17 protein-coding genes and 1 riboswitch are annotated in these 18,798 nt (G+C 72.2%); of the genes, 9 read left to right on the forward strand and 8 right to left on the reverse strand.

Translation table 11 applies throughout. From position 1 onward, the window contains the following. Window positions 1-3 precede the first annotated feature (3 nt). The 4 genes from xseA to ACT01A_RS22080 all read right to left on the reverse strand — a co-directional run bounded on the left by xseA (window position 4) and on the right by ACT01A_RS22080 (window position 3,985). Window positions 4-1,329 carry an exodeoxyribonuclease VII large subunit gene (gene xseA, locus ACT01A_RS22065; RefSeq protein ID WP_445149259.1) on the reverse strand — a complete coding sequence of 442 codons (1,326 nt, stop codon included), beginning with the start codon at window positions 1,327-1,329 and terminating at the stop codon, window positions 4-6. A 79-nt stretch (window positions 1,330-1,408) separates the two neighbouring features. Beyond that, window positions 1,409-2,431, reverse strand: coding sequence for an LLM class flavin-dependent oxidoreductase (locus tag ACT01A_RS22070; RefSeq protein ID WP_445149260.1), 1,023 nt, complete (start codon window positions 2,429-2,431; stop codon window positions 1,409-1,411). 31 nt (window positions 2,432-2,462) lie between these two features. Continuing rightward, window positions 2,463-2,786, reverse strand: a complete 324-nt coding sequence (locus ACT01A_RS22075) for a hypothetical protein (RefSeq protein WP_445149261.1) — start codon at window positions 2,784-2,786, stop codon at window positions 2,463-2,465. Then, window positions 2,783-3,985 (reverse strand): cell wall-binding repeat-containing protein, encoded by a 1,203-nt coding sequence (locus ACT01A_RS22080; RefSeq protein ID WP_445149262.1) that lies wholly within the window; start codon window positions 3,983-3,985, stop codon window positions 2,783-2,785. The genes ACT01A_RS22075 and ACT01A_RS22080 overlap by 4 nt, the downstream gene beginning before the upstream one ends. Before the next feature lie 189 nt (window positions 3,986-4,174). Continuing rightward, window positions 4,175-4,320: riboswitch (cyclic di-AMP (ydaO/yuaA leader) on the forward strand. A 58-nt stretch (window positions 4,321-4,378) separates the two neighbouring features. Here ACT01A_RS22080 and ACT01A_RS22085 point away from each other — a divergent pair. From ACT01A_RS22085 to pspAA, 3 genes are all read left to right on the forward strand, one after another. Next, window positions 4,379-4,948, forward strand: coding sequence for a hypothetical protein (locus ACT01A_RS22085; protein ID WP_445149263.1), 570 nt, complete (start codon window positions 4,379-4,381; stop codon window positions 4,946-4,948). A 75-nt stretch (window positions 4,949-5,023) separates the two neighbouring features. After that, window positions 5,024-5,779 carry a PspA/IM30 family protein gene (locus ACT01A_RS22090; protein WP_445149264.1) on the forward strand — a complete coding sequence of 252 codons (756 nt, stop codon included), beginning with the start codon at window positions 5,024-5,026 and terminating at the stop codon, window positions 5,777-5,779. Continuing rightward, window positions 5,776-6,060 (forward strand): PspA-associated protein PspAA, encoded by a 285-nt coding sequence (gene pspAA / locus ACT01A_RS22095; RefSeq protein ID WP_445149265.1) that lies wholly within the window; start codon window positions 5,776-5,778, stop codon window positions 6,058-6,060. Before ACT01A_RS22090 ends, pspAA begins: the two co-directional genes overlap by 4 nt. 556 nt (window positions 6,061-6,616) lie before the next feature. On the opposite strand, the gene ACT01A_RS22100 is transcribed toward pspAA, so the two are convergent. Beyond that, on the reverse strand, window positions 6,617-7,609 hold the full coding sequence (locus ACT01A_RS22100; protein ID WP_445149266.1) for a hypothetical protein: 993 nt from the start codon (window positions 7,607-7,609) through the stop codon (window positions 6,617-6,619). Window positions 7,610-7,726: 117 nt separating this feature from the next. On the opposite strand from ACT01A_RS22100, the gene ACT01A_RS22105 reads away from it, so the two are divergent. Genes ACT01A_RS22105 through ACT01A_RS22115 form a run of 3 tightly spaced genes read left to right on the forward strand, consistent with a single transcriptional unit; the run spans window position 7,727 to window position 10,408 of the window. After that, window positions 7,727-8,095, forward strand: a complete 369-nt coding sequence (locus ACT01A_RS22105) for an ATP-binding protein (RefSeq protein WP_445149267.1) — start codon at window positions 7,727-7,729, stop codon at window positions 8,093-8,095. Then, complete coding sequence (locus ACT01A_RS22110; protein WP_445149268.1) at window positions 8,001-8,756, forward strand: cobalamin B12-binding domain-containing protein; 756 nt, start codon at window positions 8,001-8,003, stop codon at window positions 8,754-8,756. Before ACT01A_RS22105 ends, ACT01A_RS22110 begins: the two co-directional genes overlap by 95 nt. 14 nt (window positions 8,757-8,770) lie before the next feature. Continuing rightward, window positions 8,771-10,408: a PP2C family protein-serine/threonine phosphatase gene (locus ACT01A_RS22115; protein WP_445149269.1), complete on the forward strand. Its 1,638-nt coding sequence runs from the start codon at window positions 8,771-8,773 to the stop codon at window positions 10,406-10,408. Between the two features lie 17 nt (window positions 10,409-10,425). Here ACT01A_RS22115 and pspAB read toward each other — a convergent pair whose 3' ends face one another. Then, on the reverse strand, window positions 10,426-10,998 hold the full coding sequence (gene pspAB, locus ACT01A_RS22120; protein ID WP_445149270.1) for a PspA-associated protein PspAB: 573 nt from the start codon (window positions 10,996-10,998) through the stop codon (window positions 10,426-10,428). Between the two features lie 3 nt (window positions 10,999-11,001). After that, window positions 11,002-11,928: a zinc metalloprotease HtpX gene (htpX, locus tag ACT01A_RS22125; RefSeq protein WP_445149271.1), complete on the reverse strand. Its 927-nt coding sequence runs from the start codon at window positions 11,926-11,928 to the stop codon at window positions 11,002-11,004. 110 nt (window positions 11,929-12,038) lie between these two features. Between htpX and ACT01A_RS22130 the strand changes: the two genes are divergently transcribed. Next, a complete protein-coding gene (locus ACT01A_RS22130) occupies window positions 12,039-13,241 on the forward strand; it encodes a murein hydrolase activator EnvC family protein (RefSeq protein ID WP_445149272.1) in 1,203 nt (400 codons plus the stop codon). A gap of 43 nt (window positions 13,242-13,284) precedes the next feature. Further along, on the forward strand, window positions 13,285-16,800 hold the full coding sequence (locus ACT01A_RS22135; RefSeq protein ID WP_445149273.1) for a M36 family metallopeptidase: 3,516 nt from the start codon (window positions 13,285-13,287) through the stop codon (window positions 16,798-16,800). On the opposite strand, the gene ACT01A_RS22140 is transcribed toward ACT01A_RS22135, so the two are convergent. Beyond that, window positions 16,787-17,503: an alpha/beta hydrolase gene (locus tag ACT01A_RS22140; protein WP_445149274.1), complete on the reverse strand. Its 717-nt coding sequence runs from the start codon at window positions 17,501-17,503 to the stop codon at window positions 16,787-16,789. The genes ACT01A_RS22135 and ACT01A_RS22140 overlap by 14 nt on opposite strands. Window positions 17,504-17,528: 25 nt before the next feature. Here ACT01A_RS22140 and lysA point away from each other — a divergent pair, with 25 nt between their 5' ends. Beyond that, complete coding sequence (lysA, locus tag ACT01A_RS22145; RefSeq protein WP_445149275.1) at window positions 17,529-18,797, forward strand: diaminopimelate decarboxylase; 1,269 nt, start codon at window positions 17,529-17,531, stop codon at window positions 18,795-18,797. The last annotated feature ends 1 nt before the right edge of the window (window position 18,798 follow it).

The raw sequence follows: 18,798 nt of genomic DNA on the forward strand, positions 1-18,798 counted from the left end.
GCGTCACGAGTCCTTGTTGTCGTCGTTGATGGTGGCGCCGACGTCGCCGTCGCCGAAGAAGAGCCGGACGTCGCCCAGCGCGCGGGCCTGGGCAGCGCTCGTGACGATGCCGCCCGCGCCGTCGTCGACGATCGCGTACCCGCGCGCGACCGTGCGCTCGGGATCGTGGGCGGCGAGCGCGGCGGCCAGCGACTCCAGCGTCGCGCGGCGCGCGCGGTCCTGCGGGCCGGCGGCCGCGGCGGCCTTGCGCTCCAGGACCAGAGCCCGGCGCGCCACGCGCTCCTGGTCGGCGCTGACGCGGCGGCGCGAGGCGGCTCTGAGCTCCTTGAGTCGCTGGTGCAGCGCGACGCGGTGACGCGCGATCGCCTGCGCGGGTGCGCGCGAGAGCGCCGCGAGGTGCTTCGCGCGGCCGACGACCGCGCGGCGCCCGTGCGCCTGCAACGACGCGGCACAGCGCGCCAGCGCGGCGCGCGCCTCCAGCGGATGCGCGGGCACGGCGGACTCGGCGGCGTGCGTCGGCGTCGAGCACGACACCGCGGCGACGTCGTCGATCAGCGTGCGGTCGGTGTGGTGGCCGACCGAGGCGATCACCGGGACGCGCAGCATCGCGACCGTCCGGCAGAGCGTCTCATCGCAGAACGCGAACAGGTCCGCCAGCGATCCGCCGCCGCGCGCGACGATGATGACGTCGACCTCGGGCAGCGCCGCGAGATCTTGTAGGGCTTGGGTGATGCGCGGCGCGGCGTGGCGATCCTGGACCGGCGCGAACGCCCACACCAGCCTGCCCGCCCAGCCGCGGCGGTGCAGCCCGGCCAGGACGTCGTCGCGCGCCTTGCCGCCCTCGCCGGTGACGACGCCGATCGTGCGCGGCAGCGCGGGGCGGGGAAGGCGCTTCTGCGGCTCGAACAGCCCGGCCGCGCCGAGCGCCCGGCGCAGCGCCTCCATCTGGGCGAGCAGGTCGCCTTCGCCCGCGATCCGCAGGCCGGTGACGTCGAAGGAGAACGACGGCGACGCCGTGCGCGACCCCGGGTAGTAGTCCGGCCCGCCCGCGACGACGACCGCGCAGCCGTCGACGAACGTCGTCGCCGCGAAGCCCGCGCGCTCGAACGCCTCGCGCCACATCGAGCACGGCACCGCGCCGTCGCCGTCCCGGAGCTCGAAATAGACCTTGGCTTTGGAGGCGCGGAAGTTCCAGACCTCGCCGAACAGCTGCACCCGCGCGCGCTTGCGCAGCTCGTCGCGCAGCTTCTCGGCGTAGGCGCCGACCGGGAACGGCCCGGCCAGTGACGACCCGGCGATGCCGTCCGGGCGTGAAGGAACCGCGCTCATGCGTTCACCGCCGCCGTGCGAGCGAGCCGCAAGGCGAGCTCGCGCCCGGACGCCGAGCCGCCAGGCGAGGCTGTCCGCATCATCGCGTCACCGTCGCCGCCGCCAGCGCGCGCAGCACGCCCGGCTTGTCCTCGCCGCACGGCACGGCGACGAGCGTGTTGACGCCCGCGCGCTCGTAGGTCGCCAGGCGCTCGTCCAGGCCGGCGGGCGTGGTGGCGATCGCGCCCGCGTCGACCAGGCCGTCGGTGACCGCGGCCGCGGCGCCCCAGCGATCGCCGGCCAGCGCGAGCGACTGGACCTCGCGGGCGGCCTCGCCGTGGCCTTGGCGCTCGGCCAGCTCGACGTAGAAGTTCTTCTCCTTGGCGCCCATCGCTCCGAGGTAGAAGGCGAGCCAGGGGCGGACGGCGTCGCGGGCGGCGACGATGTCCTCGTCGATCGCCAGCGGCACCACGGGCGAGATGTCGATGTCCTCGATCGAGCGGCCGGCCTCGGCGACGCCCTCGCGCAGCGGTCCCATCAACGTCTCGGGCTCGCGCGGGTCGAGCATGAACGGCAGCCAGCCGTCGGCGATCTTCCCGGCCTGCTTGACCGCCTTGGGCCCGATCGCGCCGAGGTAGATCGGCAGGTGGTCCTGCACGGGCTTGGCCAGCAACCGCAAGGGCTTGCCCAGGCCCATGCCTTCGGCGCCGCCCTCCATCGGCAGCTGCACCTTCTCGCGATCCAGCACCCGACGCACGGTCTCGACGTACTCGCGGGTGCGCCCGAGGTTGCGCACGAACGGCACGCCGTACCAGCCCTCACTGACCTGCGGCCCGCTCAGCCCGAGCCCCAGGCGGAAGCGGCCTTCGCTCAGCACGTCGAGCGTCGCGGCGGCCATCGCGGTCGCGGTCGGCTTGCGCGCGGGCATCTGCATCAACCCCGATCCCAGGCCGATCCGGTCGGTCTTGCCGGCCAGCAGCCCGAGCACGCTCACCGCATCCTGGCCCCAGGCCTCGGCGACCCAGGCGCTGTCGAGCCCGAGGCGGTCGGCGAGCACCGCCAACTCCACCTGCTCGGCAGGCGTGAACCACGGCCAATAGGCGAGGAAGGCTCCCGCGCGCATCAGCCGCCGAGGGTACCGGCGGTCGAGGCGGTCAGTGCGTCGTCGTCTCGGGCTCGGGCGTCTCGGCGCCCGGGCCGCCGATGCTGCCCGTGTCGGTGACCGACTTCAGCGTCGGCAGGCCGATCTCGGCCGCGTGGCCGCGCGTCTCGCCGTCAAAGCCCAGCCGCGTCAGGCGCGCGATCTCGGTCTCGCCCAGCTCGCGCGCCGGGTGGCCGGCGGGCAGCGGGTCGATCAGCCGCGCGATGCGGTTGCGCAGCTGGAGCGCGAAGTGCGGCGTCGATGCGCCCATGAGCTGGCGGACGTCGTCCACCGTGACGTCGCGGTTGAGGCGGTTGGGGCTCTCGGCCTGGCTCATGAGGTGCTGTCGCTGCTTCCGCGTTCGTTGACGGGGACGATCTCCAGAAGGGAGTCGATCGCCGACTGCACGCCCACGCTGAACGCGGACTCGTCGCCGACGATCCAGCCGTGATTGTAGACGCCGCGGACCGGATCCCTGGTGTAGCCGGGCTGGACGTCCAGCAGGTAGCCGGCCAGCGCGCGCGGGAGCTCGTCGGCGCTGTCGGAGACCAGCAGCGGGCCGTAGGTGCCGGAGGCGCTCAGCGGCGCGACCGCGCCCGCGTCGCCGGGGCGGGAGCTGTTGGCGAACACGAAGCCGTGGCCGGGATCGGTGACGCCCCAGCCGAACGCGCCGTCCTGGAAGCGAGCGAAGGCGACCGACGACGCCGCCGGGCCGGAGCCGGTGATGCGCGTCGGAGAGCCGAGCTTCTTCAGCGCGGTCATGGCCTTGTCCGACACGGTGGTCTTGGTGCCCAACACGTAGATCTTGGGCTGCTGGTGGGCGGCGATCGCCGCGCGCGTGTCCTCGGGGACCGAGTCCTTGTTGACGAACAGGATCGGGTCGCCGGCCTTGGCGGCCCAGGCGGCGGCGGGCATCGCGTAGGCCGGGTCGTCGACGCCGACGACGACCACGCGGTCTGACGTGGTGCCGCGCGCGGCGGCCTGGAAGGCGTCGATGGCGCGTGCGAGCGCGAACGCGTCGGTGCCCTTGAGGTCGGTGGTCTTCAGGCCGTTGGGCGCGGGCACGGCGCCGATCCGGATGACCTGCGCGCCGCCGGCCTCCTTGGAGCCCGTAGGCGCCAGCGCGGTCAGCGCGCTCTGCGTCGCCGCGGGCAGGTCCTTGTCGCCGTGCGCGTAGAGCAGCGGCGCGCGGATGGGGGAGGACATCAGGACGCTGGCGGCCAGCCCGACGCGCCAGTCCGTGTCGTCGGCGAGCACGACCACCTTGGGTCGCGTCAGCTTCGACGCGCCGCTGTAGACCGCGCGCGCGGCGGCGGCCGCGTCGGCGATCGGGTCAGCGCCGCCGATCCGCGTCGTGTTCTTGGTCGCGAACGTCGGGAAGCCGAGGTCGGTCGCGGCGGTCGTCTCGGTGCCCTTGGCGCCGGTGGTCGGCGTGGTGCGGTCCTTGGCGCCGTCTTTCGGGCTCGTGTCGCGGCCGCAGCCGACGGCCAGGAGCGCGACGAGCAACGCCGCGAGGGCGATTGGCACCTTGCGCATGGCCCTGAGGCTACGGCCTGGAGCCCCGGAACCGCGCCGCCAGGAGCGGACGCGAGGGTCCCCAGGCTGGGGGAAAATCCGTCCGGAAGCGAACAATTTCAGTCGTTCTCCCCACACCACCGGCCGAACCCTGGAGTGCAACCTGCCTTGCGGGACGTCGATGTGCATCTTTCGTCCCGGTGGTGTAGGTTTCCGACCACGCCGAACTCGGGTGAGGAGCCCGGGGCGGGGGACCCAAGGTTGTTTGGGGCGAATTCCACGCATAGTCGTGGGAAGCGGAGGCTCTTTTACCGCTAGCCCGTCAGCTAACCCCGCAGGCCTACGAAAGAGGATTTTGCCTTGCGGGCTACTGCCCTTGTGCTGACGATCGCCAGTTCGCTTGCCTTTGCCCCTGTGGCGATGGCGCAGACGGCGACCGGCGGGACCGATGCAACCAGCAGCACCCCGGCTTCGACGGCCGCTCCGGCGGACACGACGGTCACCACGGGCGGCGCGGCCTACGGCCAGCCCAACCCGGCGACGACGAAGCTGACCCCCGAGCAGACGGCGACGATCCTGCCGACCGGCTACGCCGCCGCGCCGGAAACCGCCCCGCAAGAGGTCAAGGACGCGATCGCGGCCGCCAACGAGATCGTCGGCAAGCCCTACGTCTACGGCGGCGGGCACAACGCGAAGTTCCTCTCCCGCGGCTACGACTGCTCCGGCACGGTCTCCTACGCGCTGCACGGCGCCGACCTGCTGAAGGCCCCGCTCGACTCCTCGTCCTTCATGAAGTGGGGCGCCAAGGGCCCCGGGCTCTGGTTCACGATCTACACGAACCCGTCGCACGCGTTCGTCGTGATCGCCGGCCTGCGCCTCGACACCTCCGCCGCGGGCGATCCGTCCGGTGCGAAGGGCCCGCGTTGGCGTCCGGTGCTGCGTAGCACCAAGGGCTTTACCGCCCGCCACCCCGTCGGCTTCTAGCCTGCCGCGCCAGGTGCGCGTCGCGGCTGGGTAGGCTACGAGCAACCCCTTTCCCGCGATGCGTACGGAGGCCCGATGCCGGGTGTGAGTGGCCGTTTCTCCACGGTCGTCAAGGCGAAGATCTCGAAGCTGCTGGACCGCGCCGAGGATCCGGCGGAGACGCTGGACTACAGCTACCAGAAGCAGCTGGAGTCGCTGCAGAACGTCAAGAAGGGCATCGCCGATGTCGTGACGGCGAAGAAGCGCCTGCAGATGCAGTCGAGCAAGCTCGAGCAGTCGGTCGTCAAGCTCGACACGCAGGCGCGTCAGGCGCTGTCCACGGGCAACGAGGATCTGGCGCGCGTCGCGCTGGAGCGCAAGAACGTCGCCCAGACCGAGCTTCAAGGCCTTGACGCGCAGGTCACCGAGCTGGAGGCCCAGCAGCAGAAGCTGACGGACTCCGAGGCCAAGCTGCGGACCAAGATCGAGGCCTTCCGCACCAAGAAGGAAGTGATCAAGGCCCAGTACAGCGCCGCCGAGGCGCAGGTGCGCATCTCGGAAGCCGCGACGGGCGTCGGCGAGCAGATGGCCGACGTCGGGCTGGCGATGCAGCGCGCGGTCGACAAGACCGAGCAGATGCGCGCGCGGGCCGATGCGGTCTCTGAGCTGGAAGAGGCCGGCACGTTCGACGACCTGACCGCGCTGGGCTCCGGCGAGGACGACATCGACAAGCAGCTGCGCGAGCTCTCCAGCGGCGCGGCGGTCGACGACGAGCTGGCCAAGATGAAGGCCGAGCTCGGCTCGGGCTCCGCGCCCGCCGACAGCAAGCAGCTCGAGGAGGGCCAGGCGTGATCGTCAGGATCTCCGAGGAGGCGCAGTTCGACCTCCCCGACGCGCTGCACGACCAGCTCAACGACCTGGACGACGCGACGGTTGCCGCGGTGGAGGCGGGCGACGAGTCCGGCTATTACCGCGCGTTCGAGGCGCTGTTGGACTTCGTGCGCTCGAACGGAAGCGTGGTCGGCGACGACGACCTGCGGCCGTCGGAGATCATCTTGCCGCCGTCGGATTTGACGTTCCGTGAGGCGGGCGAGGATTTCACGGGCGAAGGCTTGGTGCCGGACCCGGCTTAGGCTGTGGCGCCGCCGTTGCTGGCGGCGCCCAGTGCGGGGCGGCGGGGGCGCGGGCGTCGGTGGTCCTTCGCTCATCAAAGGGCGTGAGGCTGTTGTGGCGTGGCGACCGCTTGGGGTGTGGATCGTCGCTGGGGGCGTTGCCGGCGGCGGGGATTTACAGCGCATCAAGACATCAGACTCGGCCTCCACGGTGGTCCCTCAGCCGGCGGGGTTCGAGGGACCAGGGTTTCGGAGATCCGGGTCGCTGCAACCGGAATATGTCCGGCTCACGCGACCCGCACCTCGAAACCGAGGTCCGGGTCGAGTTAACCCCGATATACGACGCTAAATCGACCCGGACCTCCAAACGCGCGTCCTTCGGGCCCGAACCCTCAAACCCCGAGGCCGACGGACGCCCCTTGAGGCCCGGATTGATGTCTTGATGCGCTGTAAATCCCCGCCGTCGGCATCGCCCACCACGACGATCCACACCCCAAGCGGTCGCCACGCCATACCGCTCTCACGCCCTTCGCCGCCAAACCCCGGCGCCTCGCGCGCCCTCGACAACGCAGCGCAGCTACGACAGCGCCGCAGCCAGCGGCAAAGCGCCGGTCAACCCGGCCTCAGCCAGCGCCGCCACCGTCCGCGGATCGCCCAAGGCGGCGACCGTCGGGTCCCACGGCAGCTCCACGTCCCATGCGACAAGCGCCAGCAACCCCGGCGCGTCGGCGGCCATCAGCTCGCGGAGATCGAGCACGATCTTCGGGTAGAGCGTGCGGCGCGTCTCGACGATCTCGCGCAGGCGTGCCACGGACGCCGGATCCAGCAGGCCGATCGGCGCAACGACCAAGCCCGCGGCATCGCGCCCCAGCCGCACGCCCCACGGCACCGCACCGTGCCCACCGCGACCAATGCGGCGTGCCAACAATGGCGCCAACGCATCAGCGGTCCCGACGACGTGATCGGCAGCCATCCCGGAAGGTGATGCCGCCTCGGCGAACGCGACGCCGACGATCAGCGGCGGCGCCGTTGCCCGGCGCAGCAGCGACAGCGCGCGCTGCGAGGCAAGCACTTGCGCGGCGTCGCCGCACGGGGCGACCACGACCTCGGCGCGCGCCGCGACGATTGCGGAAACGACCGCGTCGGCAGAATCGTCAAGCGCCACCAGCTCCGTGACCCAGCCGCCGGCGTCGAGCGCGTCGGCCAGCGCGCGGCCGTCCAACTCGCCGAGAACGCCCGCGGGCACCAGCACCGCCGCACCGCGGCCCATGCCTTCGTCCGACACCGGGAGATGGGCGACCAGTTCGGCGAGCGCGGCCTGCGTGGCCGAGCGGACCAGCGCGCGGCGCTCGTCCGCGATCGGACCACCGCCGCCCGCGACGGCGCCATCAGCCTGCTCGGCGAGCAGGGGTCGCAGCACCCGCGCGTAGGTCGATCCGGGGCCCTCACCGCCGCGCAGGGCGACGTCAATCGCCTCGCGCAGCGCGAGTGGATCGCGCGCGGTGTGCGGCTGCGTCCACGAGGGGACGCTGAAGTCCGGGGCCGGCCCGAACTGGGAATCGCCGGCCATCGAGACCATGGTACGGCACCCACCAACCATCCACACCAATCTGGAGTTCCCTGGCGCGCGGCCGCCACGTCCGCGTTTGGCGTCCGTGGTGCGGGTACTTATCCTGAGAGCGCCGACGTGATCCTCGCCAAAGACATCCCGCGCGACCCGCACGCGCCCGCGATCGCCCGCCGGATGGTGGACGAGCTGGAGGGCACGGTCGATCCGCAGTGCGCCGAGCAGGCGCGCCTGCTGCTCTCTGAGGTCGTCACCAACGCGGTGCGCCACGGCGAAGGCGAGAGCATCCGGGTCCTGCTCGACGCCGCGCAGAGCAGCGAGCTGCGCTGCGAGGTCATGGACGAGGGCCACGGCTTCGTCCCGACCGCGCGCGACAAGCCCTCGATGGTCGAGGGTGGCTGGGGCCTGCACTTGGTCGAGACGCTTTCACGCCGCTGGGGCGTGCGCGAGGGCAGCACCCACGTCTGGTTCGAGCTCCCCGCGGGCTGACGCGGCCGACCTCTCCGAGGTCCGTCGCCGCTATCTGGAGCACCTGCTGACCCCTGACGCACGGGTCGCTTGGAACGCGATCGTCGAGGCGCTGGACGAGGGCGCCCGCGCCGAGCAGATCTACCTGGAGGTCCTCACGCCGGCGATGGTTGAGATCGGCCGGCTCTGGGAGACCGCGCAGATCGGGGTCGCTCAGGAGCACCTCGCCACGCAGATCACCCAGACCGTCTTGGCGCGCCTGGCCCCGTCGCTGGAGGACGCCGCCGTCGCGCTCGAGGTCAGCGGCCGGCGCCGCACCGCGATCGTCGCCGGGACGCCGGGCGAGCTGCACGCGATCGGCGCGCGCATGGTCGCCGACTTCTTGGAGGCCTCGGGCTGGGACGTCCTGCTGCTCGGGCCGGACGCGCCGCTCGCCGAGATTGCCGAGCTGACCGCCGAGCGCGCGCCCGACGTCGTCGCGCTCTCGACCTCGTTGTCCTTCAACCTGCTCGCCGCGGGTCGCGTCTTCGCCCGCCTGCGCGAGCTCGAGAACCCGCCGCTGCTGATCGCCGGCGGGCGCGCTTACGAGGGGCAGGCGGACCGCGCGCTGTTGGCTGGCGCCGACGTCTTCGCCACCGACCCAGAAGCGCTCCTGCGCGAGCTGGCGCTGCGTCTGCAATAGCGTCCACGCCACAGATGAGCCGGGAGGAGTTCGACCAGCCGGTCCTGGAGGCGCTGCTCTGGGCCAGCCGCACGCTGTACGCCGCGCGCGTGGACGCCGACGGCGTGGTGGTCGAGGCCAACCCGGCGCTCGCCGCGGCCGCGGGTGGCGAGCTCGTGGGCGAGCGCTTCGACAGCGTGATCGCCGCTCCGCAGCGGCCCGCGCTGGCCGCGCACCTCGGCGGCGCGACCGCCGAGGAGTGGGCGTGCGCGACGATCGCCTTCTGGCAGGGCGGAACCGCCGCGGCCGAAGACCGGCTCGTGCACGTGCGTGCGGTCGATGACGGCGTGCTGGTCGTCGCTGAGCCGCATGGCGACGAGCGCGATCACCTCGTCGAGCAGGTCCTCAAGCTCAACGACGACCTGATCGCCAGCCAGCGCGACCTCGGCCGCCGCCAGCGCGAGGTGTCGCGCGCGCAGGCCGGGGCGGAGGAGGCCGGGCGCCGCCTGCGCCGCCTGGAGGCCGTCACGCTCGCGGGCTTCAACGCGACGACGCTCGACGTCGCGCTGGAGCGGATGCTCGTGCTCGCCCGCGAGGCCCTTGGCGGCGAGCGTGCCGCGGTCCTGCTGACCGAGGACGCCGACCCGCGGCAGCTCCGCGTTCGCGCCGCGATCGACATGGACATCATCGGCGACTACGCGCGCGTCGGCACCGGCATCTCAGGCCGGATCGCCGCCGTCGGGCGCGGCATGGTCTTCGACGACATCGCCGCCGCCGACGGCCTCGCCCCCGAGCACCGCCGCTTCCGCGGGTCGCTGGCCGGCGTGCCGCTACAGCTCGACGGCGACGTGATCGGCGTCCTGCACGTCTCGACCAGCGAGATCGGCCGCTTCGGCGAGGACGACCTGCGCCTCCTCGAGGCCGTCGGCGACCGCGCCGCGCTGGCGATCGGCCACGCGCAGCTGCGCGAACGCGAGCGCAACCTCGCCGAGACCCTCCAGCGCTCGCTGCTGCCGCGCGAGCTGCCGGTCGTCGGCGGCGTCCGCCTGGCCGCGCGCTACCTGCCGCGTGGCGCGGACGGCCCGGTCGGCGGCGACTTCTACGACGCGATCGCGCTGCCCGACGGCCGCATCGGCCTGGCGATCGGCGACGTCGCCGGCAAGGGCCTGGGCGCCGCCGCCACGATGGGCCAGGTCCGCGCCGCGCTGCACGCCTACGCGCTGGAGGACCAGGACCCGGCGCGCGTGCTCGCGCGGCTGGACCGCTTCGTCACCGCGATGGACGTCACCGCGACCGCGTTGTTCATGACCATCGACCCGGACGGAGAGCTGGCGATCGCCTCCGCCGGCCATCCGCCGGCGGTCCTGTCGGACGCCTCCGGCACGCGCCTGGTGACCGGCGTGCTGGCGCCGCCGCTGGGCTGCGGCATGCCGCCCGGGGCGGACGCCGAACGGCTGCGCCTCGGCCACGGCGCGCGGATGATGCTCTACACCGACGGGCTGGTCGAGCGCCGCGACGAGCGCCTGGACCGCTCGCTGGAGGCGCTGCGCCTGGTCGTCGACTCGGCGCCCGCCACGCTGGACGCGCTCTGCGACCGCCTCCTGGAGGCGCTGGCGCCCGACGGCGGCGTCTGGCCCGACGACGTCGCGCTGCTGGCCGTCGGCCGCGACTGAGTGCGGCGCGCGACGGTCTAGATCGGGATGCCCCAGAGCGGGAACCAGCGCTCGAGCTCGGGCTCGATCGGCAGCTCCGCGCCCAGCTGGGCCTTGACCTGGAGCTCGCGCTCGGTGGAGCGCTGCTGCTCGCCGCCCGCGGGGACGAACGGGTACCAGGTCCCGCGCTTGTAGTTGTAGATGAAGTACAGCGGCTGGCCGGAGGAGTCCTCGAAGGCGAAGACGGCGCACAGCACGCGGTTGCCGTAGCCGCCGATGTTCAGCGCGTCGGAGACCGCGTTGACGCCGACGGCGAGGTCCTCGATGTCGGGGTCGTTGAGCACCATCCAGCGGTAGCCGTAGGTGTCGTCGGAGGTCGTGAGCGTCGTGCCGGTCTCCTCGCCGGTGCCGCGGACGACCTCCTCCATCTCGGAGACGATCTGGGCGAAGTCGCCGGTCGCCAGCGGCTGGAAGACGATCGCGGCCGCGCCGCGGGTGCGGATCCCCGGCCCGGTCTCCATCGCGATCGCTGCGGTCGTGATCGCGAACAGGCGGTCGGGCGCGGGGCCCTTGACCTTGCTGCGCCCGAGCAGGGAGTCGAGGAAGCCCATGGGCTACGCGAGTGCCGGGCGGACCGGGCCCGTCGACTGCAGCTGGGACTCGAGGCGGCCGAGGGCGGCGATGCGCTGCTCCATCGGCGGGTGCGTCGAGAACAGGTTGTAGAGCGACTCCTTCACCTTGACCGGCACGATGTAGAAGGCGTTCATCTCGGCGTGCGCACGCAGGTCGTTCTGCGGGATCCGCTCGTTGACGCCGCTGATCTTCAGCAGCGCGCTGGCCAGCGCGCTCGGGCGGCCGGTGATCACCGCGGCGCCGCGGTCGGCCGCGAACTCGCGGTAGCGCGACAGCGCCTGCATCAGGAAGAACGAGACGACCCAGACGATCGCGCTGACCAAGATGATGGCCATGAACGAGGGGCCGTCGTCATCGTCGTCGTAGCCGCCACCGCCGCCGTACCCGCCGCCGAAGAAGAAGCCGAACTGCACGATCATCGACGCGATCGAGGCGAAGAACCCGCACAAGGTCATGATCATCACGTCGCGGTTGACGATGTGGGTGATCTCGTGGGCCATCACGCCCTCGAGCTCGGCGGGCGACAGCAGGTCCATGATCCCGGTCGTCGCGCAGACGGTTGCCGCTTTCGGCGACCGGCCGAGCGCGAACGCGTTGGGCACCGGCGAGTTGACGACCGCGACCTTCGGCTTGGGGATGTCGGCCTGGACGCAGAGGCGCTCGATCATCGCGTGGAACTCCGGCGCCTCCTGCGGGGAGACCTCCTGAGCACCCATCGAGCGCAGCGCGAGCTTGTCGGAGGCGAAGAACTGGAAGGCGAGCAGCAGCCCGCACCCGATCGCCGCGACGGCACCGCCGACAGAAGCGAACAGCACGCCTGCAAAGACGACGTAGACCAGCCCCAGCAGCAGCATCGTCACGAGCATCCGCACCTGCAGGCCGGTGTCGCGACCGAACGACGTGTTCATGTCCTGAAGGGTAGTGCGGAGCCTTAGCGGAAGCTGAAGGTCCCCTGTTAAGGCACGCGCACGCGGAGTTGCAGCCCAGCCCCACGGCGCCACCTACCATGCTCGGCCGCATGCGCCTGCGCTTTGTACTCGCAGGCGCTGGTCTTCCGCTGCTCCTCTGTGCCGCGCTGTGGCTGTTCCTGCCGCTGGGCTCCGAGGCCCAAGCGCCGACGGCCAGCGCCTCGTCCGTCCAGTCGAAGATCGACACCACCCGAAGCAAGATCGGGAAGCGGAAGGGCACCGAGAAGGTGCTCGCGTCCGACATCGCCCAGTACACGCGCAAGATCCGCAAGCTGCAGGGCTCGATCACCACGCTGCAGTCGCGCGAGCAGAAGATCCAGACCGACCTGGACGCGCGCCGCAGCGAGCTGGCCCAGACCCAGAAGGACCTCCGCGACGAGCGCGCGCGGCTGGCGCGGCTGAAGAAGAAGCTCGCCGACGGCCGCCGCATCCTCGCCAAGCGCCTACAGGAGATCTACGAGGCCGACGTCCCCGACCTCGTCACGGTCGTCCTGAACTCCAAGGGCTTCGCCGACCTGCTGGAGCGCGGCGAGTTCCTGAGCCGCATCCAGGACGCCGACAACAAGATCATCACGCTGGTCCGCTCCGCCCAGAAGGACGCGACCGCGACCGCCGCGCGCCTGGACAAGCTTGAGACGCGCCAGCAACAGCTCACGAAGATCGTCCTCAAGCGCCGCGACGAGGTCGCTGCGGTCAAGAACGAGCTGATCGGCACGCGCGTCGGCTACGAGAGCACCAAGGCCGGCAAGAAGAACGCGCTGACCAAGGTCAAGGGCGAGCGCCACGAGCTCGAGGACCACCTCGACGAGCTGCTCAAGGAGTCGGCCAAGATCCAGGCGCGCCTGCAGGGCGCGCTGCCCGCCGGCCCGATCAAGGGCGGCTCGGGCCGCTTCATCTGGCCGGTCAACGGCACGATCACCTCGCCGTTCTGCGAGTCGCGCTCGTGGGAGTCCTGCCACCCGGGCATCGACATCGCGGTCCCGGAGGGCACGCCGATCCGCGCTGCCGACGGCGGCACCGTCCGCCTCGCGGGCCCGGCCGGCGGCTACGGCAACTACACCTGCGTCCAGCACACGGCGACGCTGTCCTCCTGCTACGGCCACCAGTCCAAGATCATGGTCTCGGTCGGCCAGCACGTCTCCCAGGGCCAGATCATCGGCCTCTCCGGGAACACCGGCTTCTCCACCGGCCCGCACCTGCACTTCGAGGCGCGGATCAACGGTGGAGTGGTCAACCCGATGAACTACCTGTAGCTTCCCGCCCCGTTCCGAGGTCCACGGATGGGGAGAAGGCGCAGTGCACCGACGCGTCGGCGGGTTGTTGGCGATCGCGATGCTGGCGGCAGGCACGAGCGCGACGAGCGCCGTGGCGGCCGATCCACCCGGCGGCATGGACCGGCGCGGTACCGTGCCGGCCGACAAGGGCGCGCGGGCCGCGCGCGGCGCGCTGGAGGACCGGCTCGGCGAGCTGGCGACCGTGCGCACCGCGCCCAGCGGCGGCGTCGCGGAGATCGGCAGCCCCACGCGGCTGCTGACCGGCCCGTCGAGCGCCACGCCTGAGGCGATCGCGCTCGGCTACGTGCGCGACCACCGCGACGTCTTCCGCCTCGACGATGAGGACATCGCCCACCTGCAACTGGTTGCGCGCAGCGTCAGCCCCGACGGCATCACGCACCTGCGCTACAACCAGGTCCTCGACGGCATCGAGTCCTTCGACAGTGGCCTGAACGCCCACGTCACGCGCGACGGCCGCCTGATCTCCGTCTCCGGCGCGCCGCTGCCGGGCGCCTCGCTGGACACGACGTCGCCCAAGATCAGCGCCAGCGCCGGCCTCGGGGCGGCGCGCACCTCCGCCCGCGGTTCGGTCGTGGCGCCCGCGGTCTCCGCGACCGTGCGCGGTCGCGCCACGTTCTCCACCGGCGAGTCCGCCCAGCTGCGGTGGGCGGCGACCAAGGATGGCCCGCGGCTGACATGGTCGGTTCAGGTCGACGGCCAGGACGGCGCGCTCTACCTCGTCCAGGTCGACGCCGCCGACGGCACCGCGCTGACCCGCACGGCGTTGACCGACCACCTCGGCCAGGCCAAGTACTTCGTCAAAGACCCGGACTTCGGGCCGCAGGTTCAGACCACGATGCCCGCGTCCTGGTACGACCAGAACAGCGGCGGCACGCGGCTGTGGGGCAACTTCGCGCGCACCTACGTCGACCCCAACGACCAGGACCCGGCGCCCGGCGCCGAAGACGGCGGCACGCGCGTGCAGATCCCGGCGTCCAACGGCGCCGGCCTGGACTGGCTCTACACCCAGGCCACGACCTTGACGGGGTCCTTCGTCGGCGCGACGCCGTGCCCGACCACGGGCTGCACGTGGAACTCCGCCGACACCACCACCTCGGTCACCAACCGCTTTGAGGCCGCGACCAACGCCCACGTCCTGGCCAGCCGCTTCCACGACTACCTCGCCCAGGCGCCGATCGGCTTCGACGAGGCGTCGGGCAACTTCCAGCGCGTCAACAGCGGCGCGGCCGGCAAGGCCAATGACTACGTCCAGGTCGAGATCAACGACGGCCAGGGCTTCAACAACGCCAACTTCGCGACGCCGGCCGACGGCGCCGCCCCGCGGATGCAGATGTTCCTGTTCAGCACGCGGGACGCCAACGGCGCCGACGTCGCCGACGTCGTCTACCACGAGTACGGCCACGGGCTCAGCAACCGCCTGGTCGTCAACGCCGCCGGCTCCTCGGTGCTCAGCGGGGCCTCGGTCTCCCAGGGCGGGATGATGGGCGAGGCGTGGAGCGACTTCTACGCCTTGGACCTGCTCAACGCCGAGGGCTCGGTGACCGACACGGCCGCGCCCGGCGAGGTCACCACCGGCAGCTACCTGGTCGGCACCGGCGGCATCCGCGCCAAGCCGATCGACTGCCCGCCGAACGCCGGCGGCTCGGTCTGCGACGGCTACTCCGGCGCGGCGGTCGCCGGCGGCTACACCTACGGCGACATCGGCGGCGCCAACAACACCAGCCCGCACAACGGCGGCGAGGTCTGGGCCGAGACGCTGTGGGACCTGCGCGCCGCCGTCGGGCGCACCGCGGCGCTGGCGCTGGTCACCGGCGGCATGCGCCTCTCGCCGGCCTACCCGTCGATGCTCGACATGCGCGACGCGATCCTGCGCCAGGCCGTCGCGATGCGCAGCGGGATCGGCGCGGCCGACGACTACTACTCCACGATCTGGCAGATCTTCGCCGCCCGTGGCATGGGCGCGAGCGCGACGTCGGTGGACGGCAACAGCCTCACGCCGGTCGAGGCCTTCGACACGCCCTCCGGCCTGCGCGCCGGGACGACGACCGTGACCGACCCGTATCCAGGGGGCGACGCCGACGGCCTTTTCGAGGCCGGCGAGACGATCTCGGTCGCCCAGTCGCTGACCGGCATCGGCCTGGTCGACCTCAACGGCGTGACCGGGACGCTGACGACCGCCTCGCCCGGTGCGGCGATCGTCGACGGCTCCGCCGCGTGGCCGGTGCTCGGCCGTGGCCGCGCGGCCGCCAACGCCGACCCGCTGCTCGTCCGGATGCCTACAACCTGCACGGCGCCGATCGCGCTGAACGTCGCCGCCAGCTCACCCGAGGGCGGCGCCGCGGCCGCCGTCCAGGTCGACCCGCGGCCTTCGGACCGCAGCGTCGTCACCATCCCCGACAACGCCACGGCCACCGCGACGTTCAACGCCTACGGCTCGGGATCGATCTCCGACGTCGACGTGCGCATCGACGAGCTGCGCCACAACTACGTCGGCGACCTCGTCATCAAGGTCAGCCACGACGGCGTCACCGTCACGCTGTTCGACCCGGCCGACAACTTCGCGGCCGCCGACATCGTTGACCTGATCGTCGACGACGAGGCTGCCACGGCGATGCCGACGACGGGCGGCGGGCCGATCAGCGGTCGCCGCCGGCCCACGACCGCCGGCGCGTTGGCCGCGTTTGACGGCCATCCGGTTGCCGGCACCTGGACGCTGTCGATCACCGACCAGGCGACGTTCGACGCGGGCGTGCTGCGTCGCTGGGGCGTCGAGGGTCCGCAGGTCGCCTGCAGCCCGCTGGAGATCCCGGCCGCCGACACGGCCGACGCCGCCGACGTCACCCAGACGTCCGCGACCGCGCGCGGCAGCGTCACGCCCAACGGCCGCGCGACCGGCCTGCGCTTCGCCTACGGCACGACCACCGACTACGGGTCGGCGACCGTCGCCCAGGACGTGGGCGCGGGTGGCGGGGCCGTTGCCGGGTCCGCCGCGCTGAGCGGCCTGGCGCCCGGCACGACCTACCACGTGCGCGCCGAGGCGATTCGCGAGAACGGCGTGGTCGCCGTGGCCGGCCCGGACCGGACGTTCACGACGGCGTCCCCGCCGGCGCTCGTCCCGCCCGGCCCGCCCGTCACGCCGACGCCCAAGGACACCACCAAGCCGGTCTTCTCCGCCAAGCCGAAGATCGCGCTGGCCAAGGCCAAGCGGGGCAAGCGCGCGGCGACCGCGACGTTCGCGCTCTCCGAGGCCGCGACCGTCAAGGCGCAGCTGACGCGCAGGACCAACGGCGTGAAGTCCGGCAAGAAGTGCGTCAAGAAGACCGCCAAGCGCAAGGGCAAGAAGTGCGACCTCTACGTCGCGTCCGGCAAGGCGGTCAGCAAGGCCTACACGACGACGACCGGCCTCAAGCTCGCGCTCGGGAGCCTGAAGAAGGGCACCTACGTCGTGACGCTCACGGCGACCGACAAGGCCGGCAACCGCTCGGCGGCGACGACCGTCAAGTTCACCGTGAAGTGAGCGCGCGCGTCAGGAAGCGCACCGACTCGCCTTGAAGCTCGGCGTCGTGCTGGATCGACCGGTGGTGGCCGCCCGGCGTGACGACGAGCTTGGAGGAGGTCGGCGCCGCGGCGTGCAGCGTGCGGGAGAGGTCCGCGGGGATGACCTCGTCGCCCTCGGCGTGCATCAGCAGGACCGGCACGCCGGCGGCGTCGAGCGCCTCGATCGCCGCGGTCTCGTCGTGCTCCTTCAGCAGCGCCACGATCGCGTGACGGTCGCTCTCAAACGGGAAGCGCCCGGCGCGGACCGCGGTCGCCAGCCCGAGCGCGGGGGCCGCGCAGATCGCCACGACCGCGTCCGCCCGCGCCTCGCGCGCGCCGGCCAGCGCGAAGTAGCCGCCCATCGACGAGCCGCGCAGGGCGACGCGCTCCACGCCACCGCGCCCGCGCAGCACGTCGGCCATCCGCGCGACGTCATCCAGCGCGCGCCCATCCATCGGGCTGTCGGACTCGCCGTGTCCGCGCGCGTCGAAGGCCAGCGCCGCCAGCCCGGACCCCGCGCAGACGCGCGCGAAGTCGAAGTGCGACTCCTTGTGGGACCCCGCGCCGTGCAGGATCACCACGCCGCCGACGGGCTCGCGGTCACGGGTCGGCTCGAACCGAGCCCATGCCAGGCCGTCAGATGTGCCGCTCTCCGCGGGCCCCTCAGCTCGAACGGTGCGCACGAACTGACATCATGCCGCCCCGCCGATGGCGACCACACAGACCTCCGCCTCCCACGTCTGGCCCTTGGGCACGACCATCGCCGCCGACGGCACGCTGAGCCTCGGTGGTGTCGACGCGCGCGAGCTCGCGCAGACCTACGGCACGCCGGCCTACATCGTCGCCGAGGATGACCTGCGCACGCGCGCCCGCCGCTTCCTCGCCGCGTTCTCCGAGCGCACCGACGACTTCGAGGTCCACTTCGCCTCCAAGTCGTTCCCGGCCACCGCGGTGTTGAGCCTGTTCGCCGCGGAGGGCCTGGCCTGCGACGTCGCCTCCGGCGGCGAGCTGCACCTCGCGCTCAACGCGGGCTTTGACCCCAAGAAGGTCCACCTGCACGGCAACGCGAAGTCGCGCGCCGAGCTTCAGCAGGCGCTCGACGCCGGCATCGGCGACATCGTGGTTGACAACCACGACGAGCTCGACGCGCTGATCGACCTGATCCGCCCGGGCGCGCGTCAGCGGATCCTGCTGCGGATCGCGCCCGGCGTCTCGCCCGACACGCACCCGAAGATCTCCACCGGCGGGCCGAACACCAAGTTCGGGTTCAACCTCGACGACGCGGCCCGCGCGATCGAGCGCGCCCAGGCCTCCGACAAGCTCGACCTCGACGGCCTGCACTTCCACATCGGGTCGCAGATCCTCGACCTCGCGCCGTTCCGCGCGGCGCTGGAGGCGGTCGCCAAGCTCGGCGACTTCAGGACCTACAACATGGGTGGCGGCCTCGGCGTCGCCTACCTGGACGAGCAGTCCGCGCCGGAGATCGAGGAGTACGTCGACAAGAAGGTCGCGCTGATGCGCGAGATCCTCGGCGAGGGCAAGCGGATCGCCGACGAGCCCGGCCGCGCGCTCGTCGCCCACTCGACCGTCACGCTCTACACGGTGCAGTCGGTCAAGCACAACGTGGTGGACTACGTCGCCACCGACGGCGGCATGAGCGACAACTTGCGCCCGATGCTCTACGACGCGCGCTATGAGGCGCTGGTCGTCGGCACGTCGCAGGACGCGCCTCGCGAGGTGCGCCATCTGGCCGGCAAGCACTGCGAGTCGTCGGACATCTTGATCCACGACTTCCCCCTGCCGGCTGTGACGCCGGGCGACCTCGTCGCCATCCCCGTCACCGGCGCCTACGGCCACGCGATGGCCAACAACTACAACGGCCAACCGCGCCCGCCGATCGTGTTCGTGCGCGATGGCGAGCATCGCGCGGTCGTGCGCCGCGAGACCTACGAGGACCTGACCCGGAGGGATCTCTAGT

The sequence above is a fragment of the Baekduia sp. Peel2402 genome (assembly GCF_052567285.1).